Here is a 12,536-nt window from a genome sequence, read left to right as displayed (position 1 = left end):
CAGGACACGATGAAACGACCCAACAGTCTGGCGGGACTCGCGCTGACGGCGTTGATGACGCTTGCCTCTACGGGCGCGGAGCTGGCCGCCGATCCCATCCGCATCGGATATTCCATCGCGCGCACCGGCATCTTTGCCGCCGCCGCCCCATCGCAGGAAAACCCGTATCTGCTGTGGCAGGACCAGGTGAACGCAAGCGGCGGACTGGAACTTCCGGGCGGCGAAAAGCGCCCGGTGGAATTCGTCAGCTATGACGACCAGTCGAACCCGGCCAATACCGTGCGCATCTATGAACGGCTGATCACCCAGGACAAGGTTGATCTGCTGGCCGCGCCCTGGGGCACGCCCATGCATCTGGCGCTGGCGCCGGTGCTGCAACGCTACAAGTTCCCCATGGTCGGCAACACTGCCGCCTCTGTCCAACTGCGCAAGGTGGCGCCGGGGTATATCTGGTTTACCACCTCGGCCATCCCCGACAGCATGGGCACGGAAATGGCCGCCATGCTGAAAGCCAACGGCATGACATCGGTGGCCGTTCTGGCCAATGAACTGCCCTATGCGCAGGAATTCCGCAGCTTTCTGCTGCCGGCGCTGAAAGAGGCCGGGATCGAGGTTCTGGTCGATCAGAGCTATCCGCCCGATGCCAAGGACATGACCTCGATGCTGGTCGAGGTAAAGGGCAAGGCGCCGGATGCCGTTCTGGCGCTGACCTATCCTGCCGATGCCTTCCTGTTCACCGGACAGGCGCGGGAACTCGGGATCGCGGCACCATTCGTGCTGTCGCTGATCGGGCCGACCATTGACGCCTATCGCAAGGCCTTTGGTCCGGGTGCCAATGGCATCGTGTCCTCGGCCCATTGGTCGGGGCAGGCCGATGCCTGGCCGCGCGGCAAGGCGTTCTTTGACGCCTATGTGGCGAAGTTCGGCGAGGAACCCGATGCGCTGGACAGTGCCGTCACCTGGATGTCGATGGAAATCCTGCAACAGGCCGTCGCCAAGGCCGGGCTGGACCGCGAAAAGCTGCGCGAGGCCATTTCCACCGGCACGTTCGAGACGATCAATGGCGAGGTGACGTTCGAGGGTGTGCAGAACACCAGGACGCCCACCGGCTTTGTCCAGATCCAGGATGGCAAGATCGAACTGGTTTGGCCCCCCGCGATCGCCACGGCCGAATTCGCCCCGAAACAGGGCTGGTAAGCGGGCAGGCCCCGCCCGTGTGGGGCGGGGCACCCCCTGACACATCGGAAACCGAACCATGGTGGATACCCTCCTTTCGGGGCAGCTTCTGTTTGCCGCGCTGGTGTCGGGTTCGCTTTACGCGCTGGTCGCGCTGGGGCTGAACCTGGTCTATGGCACGCTGCGGCTGCTCAACATCGCGCATGGCGATCTGGTGATGATCGGCGCCTATGTCGCCTTCTGGCTGTTCACCCTGTGGGCGGTGCCGCCGCTGGTGGCGCTGGTGCTGGCGGCGGTTCTGTGTGCAGGGCTGGGCTGGGCGGTCTATGCCGGGCTGTTCCGCCGGATGCTGGCCAAGCCCGCGCTGGCCAAACGGGTCGAGGCGAATTCGCTGATCCTGTTCTATGGCATCTCGGTCATCTTGCAGAATGCCGCCGCACTTGCCTTTACCGCCTCGCCGCGGGCCTATCGCTGGCTGGATACGGTAATCACCTGGGGCGGGGTCAGCATGACGCTGAACCGGCTGCTGACGCTGGGGGTGGCGGCGGGCATCTGCTTTGGCGTGCTGGCCTTTCTGCGGTTCCATCTGTTCGGCTGGGGCCTGCGCGCGGTGATCCAGCGCAAGGATGCCGCGCAGGTCGTGGGTGTGAATATCGAGCGGGTGCAACTGATCACCATCTGCGCCGGTTTCGCCGTGGCAGGCATGGCGGGCGTGCTGGTCAGCATGACCGAGCAGATCACGCCCTTCATGGGCTTTCCCTTCACCATTGTCGCCTTTGTGGTGATCATCGTCGGCGGGCTTGGCAATATCGGCGCGGGGGTGCTGGCGGGCTTTGCGCTGGGGCTGGTGGAAACCTATGGCATCGCGCTGACCTCTGCGGGGTATCGGTCGATCCTGATCTACGGGATTTTCGTGGGTGTGCTGATGTTGCGCCCCGAAGGGCTGTTCACCAAGGCGGTGCGGACATGAGCGCGCTGTGGCCCCTTGCCGGGATTGCCCTTGCCCTGCTGGGCGTGGCGGCGCCCTTTGGTGGCAATGCCTATGCCACCGGCATCGCCTTTCAGGTCGCCATGTGGATCGCGCTTGCGCAAAGCTGGTCGATGCTGTCGGCGACCACCGGCTATATCTCGCTGGGACATGCGGTATTCTATGGCATCGGCGGCTATGTCGCGGTGCTGATGGTCGATGCGGCGCCGTTCCCGGCGGTGATGCTGGTGGCGGCGCTGGCGCCTGCGGTCTTTGCCGCTGTGGTGGGCCTGCCGGTGTTGCGGGTGCGCGGCCCCTATTTCGTGATCCTGACCTATGGTCTGGCCGAACTGGTGCGCCATGTGGTCATGCGCATCGAATCCGCGCTGGGCAGCTTTGGCCGGATGATCTTTTCCGCACCGTCGCCCGATGCGTTGTTGTGGTGGATGGTGGGGCTGGCCGTGGCCGCCACGCTGGGCGCCTGGGCCGTGCGGCATTCGCGCTTTGGCGCCGGGCTGGCCGCCATCCGCGAGGATGAGATCGCCGCCGAAACCCTGGGCGTGCCCACCGCGCGGCTGAAGCTGCTGGCGCTGATCGCCTCGGCCACCATTCCCGGTGCTGTGGGCGCGCTGGCCATGATGCGCACGGGCTATTTCGAACCCGGACAGGCGTTTGACCCGGTGGTCAGCTTTACCATCGTCACCATGGCGCTGGTTGGCGGCACCGACAGCGTGCGCGGCCCCATTCTGGGCGCCATCGGCTTTGCCCTGCTGTCCGAGGCGCTGTGGTCGAACTTTCCGCAGCTTTATATGATCGTTCTGGGCGCCGCGCTGATCGGCTTTGTGCTGTTCGTCCCGCAAGGGCTCTCGGGGGTGCTGGACCGCAAGGGGGGCCGCGCATGACCTTGCTGGAGGTGCGCCACATCACCAAGCGGTTCGGCGGCATCGTGGCGCTGAACGATGTCAGCCTGTCGGTCGCCAAGGGCGAGATCCTGGGGCTGATGGGGGCGAACGGGGCAGGCAAGACCACGCTGTTCAGCGTGATCGCGGGCCATGCCGCCCCCACCAGCGGCGAAGTGCTGTTCAAGGGCCAGCGGCTGACCGGCCTGTCACCGGCGCGGATCTGTCGTCAGGGTATATGCCGCACCTTTCAGATCGTGCGTCCGATGGCCGGGCTGAGCGTGGCAGAGAACGTGCGGGTCGCGGCGCTGTACGGCGCCCATGCCCTGCGCGGCGCCCAGGTCGGGGCCAGGGTGGCCGAGGCGCTGGCAGCCGTGGGCCTGGCGGATCAGCGCGATACGCTGGCCGGGGCCCTGACGCTCTCGGGGCAGAAGCGGCTGGAAATCGCCCGCGCCCTGGCCACCGGCGCCGAGCTGGTGATGTTGGACGAGGTGATGGCGGGGCTGAACCCGACCGAGATTGCCGCCATGCTGGACACCCTGTCCAGCCTGCGCCGCGACCGGGGGCTGACCTTTGTGATCGTCGAACATGTCATCGGCGCGCTGATGACCCTGTCCGACCGTATCCTTGTCTTGCACCACGGCGAGGAAATCGCCAGTGGCACACCGCAGGAGATCGGGCGCAACGCCCAGGTGGCAGAGGTGTATTTCGGATGACCGATGTCCTGTTGTCCGTCCATGACCTGAGCGTGGCCTATGGCCAGGTGCAGGTGCTGTTCGGCGTCGATCTGGCGGTGGCGCGTGGCAGTGTCACCACGCTGATCGGGGCCAATGGCGCAGGCAAGACCACGCTGATGAAAACCCTTGCCGGCATGGTGGCCCCCCGCAGCGGCACCGTGCTGTTTCAGGGCCGCGACATTGCCCATCTGCCCAGCCATGCGCGGGTCGATGGCGGGTTGGCGCTGATCCCCGAGGGCCGCCTGGTCTTTGGCGGCATGACGGTGGAGCAGAACCTGCGCCTTGGTGCCATCGCCCCGTCGGCCCGCGCCGGACATGACGAGATGCTGGCCGAGGTCTATCGCCGGTTTCCCCGCTTGCAGGAACGCCGCCACCAGCGCGCGGGCCTGATGTCGGGGGGCGAACAGCAGATGCTGGCGCTGGGGCGCGGTCTGATGGCGCGGCCCCGGCTGATCCTGATGGATGAACCCACCCTTGGGCTGGCTCCGGTGATGGTCCGAAAGGTGTTCGACACCATCGCCGAACTGCGCGCGGCGGGCTTTACCATCCTGCTGGCCGAACAGAACGCCCGCGTGGCGCTGGAAATCGCCGACCACGCCACCCTTTTGGAAAACGGCCGCATCGCCATGACGGGGACCGGGGCCGAACTGCTTGCCGCGCCCGCCGTGCGACGCGCCTATCTGGGACTGTAACCATGCGCTTCATCGCCCTGTTCTTCGACGATATTCAACCGCGTGACCTCGACCCTGCGCTGACCTCGGCGCATTTCGACTATCTCGCGCGGCACCGCGACCGCATCACCGAGGCGGGCGGTCTGCGCACCGATGCCGATGCGCCCTTCTGTGGCTCGCTGTGGGTGATCGAGGCGGACAGCCTCGCCGACGCCCGCGCCCTGGCCCTTGGCGATCCCTATTGCACCGCGGGCCTGCGCCCCGACACCCGTATCCTGCAATGGAACCGCGCCCCCCTTCCCAAGACCTGACAGAGGACTCCGCCATGACCACCCCCGACGGCACCAGGGTGATGATCTTCACCCCCAAGACCACCGCAATTGCAAAACAGGGAATGCCCGCCTTTTTCGGCGTGTCGGAAAACAGCACGGGTGCAAGGAACCTGTCGCTGAACCTGACCGCCTTTGGTCCCGGCGGGCGGGCGAAAACCCATTACCACCGCGACTATGAAACCGCGATCTATACGGTCTCGGGCGCCATTGTGCTGCTCTATGGTGACAAGCTGGAACACGAGGCGCTGATGCTGCCCGGCAGCTTCACCTATATTCCGCCGGTGGTGCCGCATATCGCCTTCAACCTGTCGATGACCGAACCCGCCACAGCCATCACCGCCCGCAACGATGCGCGCGAACAGGAAAATGTCGTGCTGATGCCAGAGCTGGACGGGCCCTGGCTGGATCAGATCATCGCCGACCGTCGGGCAAGGGGCTGAGCCATGAAAGTCATCATTGCCGGGGGCGGCATCGGCGGGCTGACCGCCGCCCTGTTTCTGCACAAGGCAGGTGTGCCTTGCAAAGTCTATGAAAAGGTGCCCGAAATCGGCCATCTGGGGGTCGGCATCACCCTGCTGCCCCATGCTGTCAAGGCGCTGGACGAGATCGGGCTGATGGCGCCGCTGGACCGGCTCGGGGTTCGTACCGACCGCATGATCTTTCGCACGCGCGGCGGTCAGGCGGTATGGGATGCGCCGCGCGGCCTGAAGGCGGGCTATGACGTGCCGCAGATCACCGCGCATCGCGCCGATATTCATACCGTCCTGCTGGATGCGGTGGCGGCGCGGATGCCGGCGGGCACCCTGACGCTGGATGCGGCCTTCGAGTCGGCCACGGAGACCGGCGACGGGGTTGTCGCCACCTTCCGCCGCGCCGATGGCAGCACCTTCACCGATCATGGCGATGTGCTGGTTGGTGCCGATGGCATCCATTCCGCCGTGCGCCGCCACCTGAACCCCGACGAGGGCGCGCCGCGCTGGTCCGGGCTGTTGCTGTGGCGCGGCTCTGTCGATTGGCCGGTGGTGCTGGACGGGCACACGATCATCAATTCCGGGGGCATGACGCGCAAGTTCATCTTCTATCCGATCGGGCCGGGCAAGACGCCGGGCACGCAGTTGATGAACTGGGCCTGTGTGATCCGCGCAGCCGCCCCCGGCAGCCCCACCCCCGGCCGCGAGGACTGGGACCGCGAGGCCAGGGCCGAGGTGCTGCACCCGATCCTGCAAGACTTCACCGTGCCCGAGACCGATATTCGCGCCATGGTGGATGCCACCCCGGTATTCTGGGATTTTCCGATGTGCGACCGCGACCCGCTGGCCAGTTGGACGCGCGGCCGCATCACCCTGCTGGGGGATGCGGCGCATCCGATGTATCCGTTCGGGGCCAATGGATCGGCGCAGGCCATTCTTGATGCGCGGATGCTGGGGCAGATCTGCGGACAGGGCGGCGATCCCGCTGCGGCCCTGCTGGCCTATGAGGCCGCGCGGCTTGGCCCGGTCAACGAGGTTGTGGCGGGCAACCGCATGGGCGGCCCCGAGCGCGTGATCGACGAGGTCGAGGCCCGCATCCGCGATCTGCCGGGGCAGCGGTTCGACGATCTGGAGACGATCATGCCATTGGCCGAACGCGAGGCCATCGTGAACGGCTATTCGCGCATCGCCGGGTTCGCCACCGAACAGATGCGGTGATACCCGCCCGGCGATGGGGCGGCCCGGCGCGCGCGGTCTGACACAGGTCCGGGCTGCGGGCCGCCCGGACCGCGCCGGTCGCCCGGCACCCGCCGGGTCCGGGGCACCGGACAGGGCGGCAAGGTACCGGGCGATCCCGCCGGGGGTGAATGCGCCACCCGGCCCCGAGGGGGGCGGATCGCCGCCTTTCCTGGGCCTCAGCCTCGCGCGGCCTTGGCGATATTGGCGATCAGGCAGGCCGTCGTCACTGGCCCCACGCCATCGGGGACGGCGGACACCAGCGCGGCATGGCTGTCCAGCGCCGCCCGGTCCGCGTCGCCGACCAGCCCTGCGGCTGTCGGTATGACCGCCAGATCCAGCACCCTGCCGCCCGGCGCCACATGATCGCGCCCGATCAGCCCCTTTACGCCTGCGGCTGTCACGATCAGATCCGCCCGGCGCGTATGGGTCGCCAGATCGCGGGTCTCGGCATGGCACAGCGTCACCGTGGCCCCCGCATCGGTCAGCAGCATCGCCAGAGGGCGCCCGATCAGCCGCGAGGCGCCGACCAGTGTCAGGTCTGCGCCGCGCAGATCCCCCAGAATCTCTCTGGCACATAGCAGCGCCGCCTGCGCGGTCGCGGGGGGGCGTGTGGTACCATCGCCCAGCAGCAGGCCGCCCGCGTGGGTCGGATGCTGGCCATCGACATCCTTTTCCGCCCCGACAAGCGCCGCCACCGCCTGTGGTGTCAGCCCGTGGGGCAGGGGAAACAGCGCCGCCACCGCATCGACCGCCGGATCGGCGGCATATGCCGCCAGCCGAGCGGCCGGATCGTTGCCCCAGTCGCTGGCCGAGATCCTCACCCCGGCGCTGGCGGCCATGGCGCTCTGGCGGGCCAGATAGGCTGCGGCGGCGCCATTCGCCGGATCCAGCAGCGTCACGCAGACCGGCGCGCGGCCCAGCCGTCCGACCATGGCCCGCGTCCCGGCCTGAATCCGCTCTGCCAGTGCAAATCCCGTGAACACCTGCGTCATGGCAATGCGCCTGACAGCTCTGCGGCGCCCGCCTGCATCCGGGGCGCGATCCGTCCGGCAATCTCTGCCGCATCAAGGCCATGGGTGGGAAAGATGATCGAGATCGCCCCCGTCACATGCTGCAATCCGTCGAACACCGGCACCGCCAGCGAGGCGACACCCTCGACATAGTCGCTGTCCGACAGGCAATAGCCCAGCCGCTGGCAGTCGGCCAGGATCGTGGCCATCCGATGCGCCTCGTCCGGGGTCTGCGGCGCGGGGGCGGCGGCGGCCAGCCGGGCCGTCAGGGCGGCGCGTTCCCCCACAGGCAGAAAGGCCAGGATCACCCGCCCCGCCGCTGTCGGCAACAGCGGCACCCGTGAGCCAACCGTTACCCTGTTCAGCGTGAAGCGCGACGGCAGAAAGGCATGGGCGACATAGACCGCCTCGGTGTCGTCCAGCATGGCAAAAGAGGTGGATTCGCCAATCTCCTCGGCCAGACGGCGCAGGATCGGATGCACGATCTGCGGCAGGCTGCGCCCTTCGATGAAGCCGCGGATCAGCCGCAGCACATGGGGTGTCAGTTCGTACTGCCCCCGGTCGGCGCGGGCATAGCCCTTCATTTCCAATGTGCGCACAAGGCGGCGGGTGACGGCGCGGTTCAGGCCGGTTCGGGCGGCCAGTTCCGAAACCGACAGGCGGCGTTCGGTCCCGGCAAAGGCTTCGATCACGTCCAGCCCCTTGGCGAAGGTCAACGAAACCTCCTTGTCGGTGTCCATGGGGGGGCGGTCAGCCATGGCGGCGGACCGCGTCGATCAGGTTGGCCAGCAGCATGGCGCGGGTCAAGGCGCCGACCGACCCATGCGGCGGGGTGACATGGCCAGCCACCCCCGCCACATCGGCGGCAAGGTCCGAAACCATCTGGCCGCCGACATAGCTGATCCCCACGCCCACCACGGCGGCGCCGGGGCGGATCATGTCGGCGCGGATCAGGCCGGGCTGCCCGGCCGCGGCGATCACCACATCGGCGCGGCGGGTCTGGGCGGGCAGGTCGGGCGTGGCAGAATGGGCCAGCGTCACCGTGGCATCGACGCCCCGCGCCGACAGCATCAGCGCCAGCGGCCGCCCGACCAGCAGCCCGCGCCCCACGATGACCACATGGCGCCCGGCCAGCGGCACGTCATATCGGTGCAGCAGCGCCAGCACGGCGGCTGGCGTGCAGGGGCGCAGGCCCGGCAGCCCGGCGATCATCCGGCCCAGGTTTTCAGGCGCCAGCCCGTCGATGTCCTTGTCCGGGGCGATGGCGGCGGCGACCGCCCTCGCATCATGCCCGCCGGGCAGCGGAAACTGCACAAAGAACCCGTCCACCGCGTGATCGGCATTCAGCCGCGCAACCGTGTCCAGCAGGGCGGCGGGCGTCGTGTCGGCCGGCATGGTCACCAGATCGGCGGCGATCCCCAGTTCGGCGCAATCGGCATGTTTGCGCCCGATATAGGCGCGGCTGGCCGGGTCATCCCCGACCAGCACGGTGGCCATGCGCGGCGGGCGGGGCAGGCGCCCGACCGCCGCCGCCATGTCGCGGCGCAGGGTCGCGGCCAGCGCGTCACCGTCCAGCAGCACGGCCGCCATGTCACTTCAGCCCGATGGCGGGGTCGATGAAGCGGTTGGTGACCACATCCTCGGGCGTCACATCGGGATTGGCGCGTTCGTCCAGCCAGGGTTTCACGATGTCATACATCGCCTTGACCTGATCCATATCGAAATCGCCCAGCGTGGCATTGGGGCCGTTGCCGACGATGCCGCGTTCCTTTTGCGCGGCGGCGGAAAAGGCGTTCAACTCCATCGAGGTTTTCCACCAGCTTGTGGCAAATCCACCGGCGTTGAAATCGTGGATAACCTTGTTCGCCATCTCGGGTGCGGTGATGTAATCCACCTGCGCCTGTTGCAGGATCGGTACCAGCCTGGTCAGACAGGGGGCCAGTTCCTCCAGCCGGTGATTGGCGACCGCCAACATGCCGGTATAGGTGGGATAGCCCAGTTCGTTCACCGTCACCGCATCGACCGGCTTGCCCCAGTTGTTGCCGTGGCTGTACTTGTAGACCTCGGATGTGACAAAGCCCTGGTTCAGCCAGGTTCCGTTGCTGGTGACGAAATTCTCGCCATCGCCGCGATAGCCTTCGACAAAGACATCCTTGGGCACGCCGGAATTCACCAGATACAGGCCGAAGGTCCGCGTGATGGTCGAGACATAGATCATCCCCGTGCCGCTGGCGGCAAAGGCCCGGAGATCCTCGATCGAATGGAAGCCTTCGGGATAGGTGCCGACATCCCAGAACAGGCCCGACGGCGCCTTGTCCAAGGCGGTGAAGACGCCCGTCACCGGGAACCGCCTGGAAAAGATGAAGGCGTTGTCCAGTTCCTGAAAGCCCAGATGCGGGGTGACGCCTGCCCTGGAATTGCCGTTGAACAGTGCCGAATAGGCGGTTTCGCCATCGCCCAGGCCGATGTTGCCTCCGCCTTCCAGGATCACAAGGTCGATCCCGGTGGATCCCAGCGGGCCGGTATAGCGGCCCTGTTCCATCACGCCGCCCGGCCCGATCAGCTGGTACAGCCCGCCGTGTTCGGCCTGCGCCAGCCAGTCCTTCTGGATATACAGCGGGCTGGGGCATACATCGGCCAGCGGTGTGGCATAGCGTTCGGCAGTGGTGCCCTGGGCAAGGGCAGGCAGCGCGGCAAGCGCGGTCGTCGTGGTGGCGACGGCGCAAAGCAGACCTTTGATCATGGCGGTTCCCTGTGGTTCTTGGAGGAGGAGGCGACAGGTTCGGGGCAGCTCAGCCCCGGCGGGCGGCACTTTCGTGCCAGCTTGCGAACAGGCGGTTTCCCGCCCAGGTGAAGACCAGGTACACCGTTATCGACAACGCCGAAGATGCGATCAGTGCGGCATACATCTGCTCGTACTTGAAGTCGGTCTTGGCGTTGATCAGCATTTGCCCCAGCCCGCCCTTGCCCGCAAGGAAGAACAGTTCCGACGTGACCGCGCCGATGATCGCCATGCCGGTCGAGATGCGGAACCCCGCAAACAGCGCCGGCGCGGCCGAAGGCAGGCCCGCCTTCCACAGCATTGCCCCCCAACTGGACCCTTGCAGGCGGAACAGGTTCAGGATGCCGCGGTCCAGGCTTTTCAGCCCCAACAGCAGCGTGGTGGGAAAGGCGAAAAAGGTGAACAGCGCCACGATCAGCACCTTGGGCATGAAGCCGAAGCCAAGCCCGCTCTGGATCAGGGGAATGATCGCCAGGATCGGAATGGATTGCAGCGCCACCAGATAGGGAAATACCGCGCGTTCCATGACGTGAAAGCGGAACATCACGATGCCGATGGCCATGCCCAGCGGGATCGACACCCCAAGCCCGGTGAGCGCGATGGTGATGGTCACAAGGCTGCGGTCCCACAATTCGGCCAGCACCTCGGGGCGGGACAGCGCCTCGGTCCACAGGCCATGGGCCGATGGCATCAGGAACTGGCGGTGCGGCGGCAGGTTCCAGCGGGTCCAGGCGTACAGCGCCAGTAGCAGCAGCCCCATGATCACCGGCGGCAACATCAGCGCCACAAAGGCCCGCAAGGGGCCGGGGGGCTGTTCCACCGGCACGGGGGCAAAGCGTTCAGGGTGAATGCGCGGCGCGCGGGTGACAGGCGGGGGGGCGACAGGCTGGGGGGCGTGGCGGGTGGTCATGGCCTAATCCTCCATCGCGCGGCGCAGGGCGACCGATACCTCGCCCGCCAGCCGGGTGAAATCCGGGTTCCAGCGCAGATCTGCGGTGCGGGGCCAGTCAAAAGGGATGTCGAATTCGGCCATGATCCGGCCGGGGCGCCGGCTCATCACCACCACGCGGGACGACAGATACACCGCCTCGGGGATGGAATGGGTGATGAACAGGCCGGTGAACCCCTTGCGCAGATAGAGCCCGATCACTTCGTCGATCAGCCGCTCGCGGGTAATCTCATCCAGCGCACCAAAGGGCTCGTCAAACATGAACACCCCCGGATTCAGCGCCAGGGATCGCGCCAGCGCGGCGCGCATCCGCATTCCGCCCGACAGCCGCTTGGGATAATGGTTCTCGAACCCGTTCAGCCCGACAAGGTCGATCTGTTCCAGCGCGATCCGTCGGCGTTCGGCTGCCGGCACGCCGCGCAGCTCCATCAGCAGTTCCACATTGGGCAGCACCGTGCGCCAGGGCAGCAGGGTCGCATCCTGAAACGTGTATCCCAGACTGGCCCGGTCCACCCAGATCTCGCCCCCGGTATGGGTTTCCAGCCCCGAGGCGAGTTTCAGCAACGTCGATTTCCCACAACCCGACGGCCCGACGACCGAGACGAATTCGCCCGGCGCCACCGACAGATCCACCCCCGCCAGCGCAACAGTGCCATCGGGATATTGCATCGACACGTTGTCGAACCGCAGGGCAGGGGCAGTCATGGCAGCTTCCATCAGAATTTCAGCATCGCCGCGCGTACACGGGCGACATAGGCGTCGGTTTCGGCACGGCTTACGTTGTTCATGTCGTATAGGGCATGATAGCTGACCTTTACCATCGGATTGCAGCATACCCGCAGAAACCGGGTGGCATTCCGCCGGGGCGCATCGCCCAGAAACCAGGCCCGCCAGCGTTTCGACCCATAGGTGGTCACGGTGGCCAGCTTGCGGATGTTCTGCAACCCTGGCGACACCTGGCCATCGTGCATCCTGAACGAGACATCGGGCAGGAACACCTTGTCGAAATACCCTTTCAGGATTGCAGGCCAGCCGAAATTCCACACCGGATGGCACAACACCACCGCATCGCAGGCTTGCAGGCGCTGGACATACCCGTCCACCCGCGCCCGGTTGGCAGGCACATCGTGATAGATATCGCGGTCTGCACGGGTCAACACAGGGTCGAACCCTTCGGCATACAGATCCAGATCGTCCACCTGATGCCCGGCCTCGGTCAGCGCCTGAACCACGGTGCGATGCAGCGTGGCATTCAGGCTGTCGGGCTGCGGGTGGGCGTAGATGACATGCACCTTCATCGTGGG

The 12,536-nt window shown here is 66.6% G+C and carries 15 protein-coding genes; 8 read left to right on the top strand and 7 right to left on the bottom strand.

Features of this window, described 5'->3' with window-relative positions; genetic code table 11:
• The first annotated feature begins 9 nt into the window (after positions 1 to 9).
• The 8 genes from BW970_RS11860 to BW970_RS11825 are packed head-to-tail and all read left to right on the top strand — an operon-like array spanning position 10 to position 6,470.
• On the top strand, positions 10 to 1,197 hold the full coding sequence (locus tag BW970_RS11860) for an amino acid ABC transporter substrate-binding protein (protein WP_076531537.1): 1,188 nt from the start codon (positions 10 to 12) through the stop codon (positions 1,195 to 1,197).
• A 58-nt stretch (positions 1,198 to 1,255) separates the two neighbouring features.
• A complete protein-coding gene (locus BW970_RS11855) occupies positions 1,256 to 2,146 on the top strand; it encodes a branched-chain amino acid ABC transporter permease (RefSeq protein ID WP_076531535.1) in 891 nt (296 codons plus the stop codon).
• Entirely contained in the window at positions 2,143 to 3,045 is a 903-nt protein-coding gene (locus tag BW970_RS11850) for a branched-chain amino acid ABC transporter permease (protein WP_083701243.1), read from the top strand. The genes BW970_RS11855 and BW970_RS11850 overlap by 4 nt, the downstream gene beginning before the upstream one ends.
• A complete protein-coding gene (locus BW970_RS11845) occupies positions 3,042 to 3,758 on the top strand; it encodes an ABC transporter ATP-binding protein (protein ID WP_076531533.1) in 717 nt (238 codons plus the stop codon). Before BW970_RS11850 ends, BW970_RS11845 begins: the two co-directional genes overlap by 4 nt.
• Positions 3,755 to 4,471: an ABC transporter ATP-binding protein gene (locus BW970_RS11840; RefSeq protein WP_076531531.1), complete on the top strand. Its 717-nt coding sequence runs from the start codon at positions 3,755 to 3,757 to the stop codon at positions 4,469 to 4,471. Before BW970_RS11845 ends, BW970_RS11840 begins: the two co-directional genes overlap by 4 nt.
• Before the next feature lie 2 nt (positions 4,472 to 4,473).
• Entirely contained in the window at positions 4,474 to 4,761 is a 288-nt protein-coding gene (locus BW970_RS11835) for a YciI family protein (protein WP_076531529.1), read from the top strand.
• A gap of 14 nt (positions 4,762 to 4,775) precedes the next feature.
• Complete coding sequence (locus BW970_RS11830; RefSeq protein ID WP_076531527.1) at positions 4,776 to 5,222, top strand: cupin domain-containing protein; 447 nt, start codon at positions 4,776 to 4,778, stop codon at positions 5,220 to 5,222.
• Between the two features lie 3 nt (positions 5,223 to 5,225).
• Positions 5,226 to 6,470 carry an FAD-dependent monooxygenase gene (locus tag BW970_RS11825; protein ID WP_076531525.1) on the top strand — a complete coding sequence of 415 codons (1,245 nt, stop codon included), beginning with the start codon at positions 5,226 to 5,228 and terminating at the stop codon, positions 6,468 to 6,470.
• Between the two features lie 197 nt (positions 6,471 to 6,667).
• On the opposite strand, the gene BW970_RS11820 is transcribed toward BW970_RS11825, so the two are convergent.
• The 7 genes from BW970_RS11820 to BW970_RS11790 are packed head-to-tail and all read right to left on the bottom strand — an operon-like array spanning position 6,668 to position 12,530.
• Positions 6,668 to 7,483, bottom strand: coding sequence for a bifunctional 5,10-methylenetetrahydrofolate dehydrogenase/5,10-methenyltetrahydrofolate cyclohydrolase (locus tag BW970_RS11820; RefSeq protein ID WP_076531523.1), 816 nt, complete (start codon positions 7,481 to 7,483; stop codon positions 6,668 to 6,670).
• Positions 7,480 to 8,259 (bottom strand): IclR family transcriptional regulator, encoded by a 780-nt coding sequence (locus BW970_RS11815; protein WP_083701241.1) that lies wholly within the window; start codon positions 8,257 to 8,259, stop codon positions 7,480 to 7,482. The genes BW970_RS11820 and BW970_RS11815 overlap by 4 nt, the downstream gene beginning before the upstream one ends.
• Complete coding sequence (locus BW970_RS11810) at positions 8,252 to 9,091, bottom strand: bifunctional 5,10-methylenetetrahydrofolate dehydrogenase/5,10-methenyltetrahydrofolate cyclohydrolase (RefSeq protein ID WP_076531519.1); 840 nt, start codon at positions 9,089 to 9,091, stop codon at positions 8,252 to 8,254. The genes BW970_RS11815 and BW970_RS11810 overlap by 8 nt, the downstream gene beginning before the upstream one ends.
• Before the next feature lies 1 nt (position 9,092).
• Complete coding sequence (locus tag BW970_RS11805; protein WP_229740493.1) at positions 9,093 to 10,244, bottom strand: hypothetical protein; 1,152 nt, start codon at positions 10,242 to 10,244, stop codon at positions 9,093 to 9,095.
• 49 nt (positions 10,245 to 10,293) lie between these two features.
• Complete coding sequence (locus BW970_RS11800; protein WP_076531517.1) at positions 10,294 to 11,193, bottom strand: ABC transporter permease; 900 nt, start codon at positions 11,191 to 11,193, stop codon at positions 10,294 to 10,296.
• A gap of 3 nt (positions 11,194 to 11,196) precedes the next feature.
• Positions 11,197 to 11,937, bottom strand: a complete 741-nt coding sequence (locus tag BW970_RS11795) for an ABC transporter ATP-binding protein (RefSeq protein ID WP_229740494.1) — start codon at positions 11,935 to 11,937, stop codon at positions 11,197 to 11,199.
• 11 nt (positions 11,938 to 11,948) lie between these two features.
• A complete protein-coding gene (locus tag BW970_RS11790; RefSeq protein WP_076531513.1) occupies positions 11,949 to 12,530 on the bottom strand; it encodes an NAD(P)H-dependent oxidoreductase in 582 nt (193 codons plus the stop codon).
• Positions 12,531 to 12,536 lie beyond the last annotated feature (6 nt).

Origin of the sequence: Gemmobacter megaterium, from assembly GCF_900156815.1 — a bacterium.
In the GTDB taxonomy this organism is placed as follows: domain Bacteria; phylum Pseudomonadota; class Alphaproteobacteria; order Rhodobacterales; family Rhodobacteraceae; genus Wagnerdoeblera; species Wagnerdoeblera megaterium.
Note: the sequence above shows the minus strand (reverse complement) of the source record. Positions and strands in the feature narration are given on the sequence as shown.